Raw genomic sequence first — 618 nt, forward strand, 5'->3', positions numbered from 1 at the left:
CGGCACCACCACCGACAGGATGGGCAGCGTGCGGCCTACCATCTGCGAGATGGCCATATCGGGCAGGTCCGAGACCTGAGCGGCAATGATGATGGGGGTACCCACCGCGCCAAAGGCCACGGGGGCGGTATTGGAGATAAGGCAGATGCCGGCGGCATAGAGGGGGTTGAAGCCCAGGCCCACCAGCATAGCCGCCGTAATGGCCACAGGCGCGCCCATGCCGGCGGCTCCTTCCAGAAAGGCCCCGAAGGAAAAGGCGATCAGCAGCGCCTGCAGCCGGCGGTCGGTGGTGACCGAGGCCATGAAGCTCTTGATGATCTCGAACTGCCCGCTCTGCACGGTGATGTTGTAGATGAAAACGGCGCCAATGATGATCCAGCAGATGGGAAACAGGCCGTAGAGGGCACCATGCACGGCCGACATCAGGGCCAGATACACCGGCATTGTATAGACCACCACCGCCAGCAGCAGGGCCAGCAGCAGCGTCAGCAGGCTAGCCATGTAGCCTTTCATCCGGCGGATGATGAGCGCCCAGAAGATAAACAGGATGGGGGCGACCGCCACCAGGGCAGAAAGTACAATACTGTCGAGCGGGTTGACCTCTTGTGTCCACTTCAT

The 618-nt window shown here is 61.8% G+C and carries 1 protein-coding gene; it reads right to left on the reverse strand.

Annotated elements, in window-relative coordinates; translation table 11 throughout:
• On the reverse strand, positions 1 to 618 hold a 618-nt coding region (locus ABD931_RS29135; RefSeq protein WP_345271654.1), incomplete at both ends, for an L-lactate permease.

The sequence above is a fragment of the Nibrella viscosa genome, assembly GCF_039541875.1.
Taxonomy (GTDB): domain Bacteria; phylum Bacteroidota; class Bacteroidia; order Cytophagales; family Spirosomataceae; genus Nibrella; species Nibrella viscosa.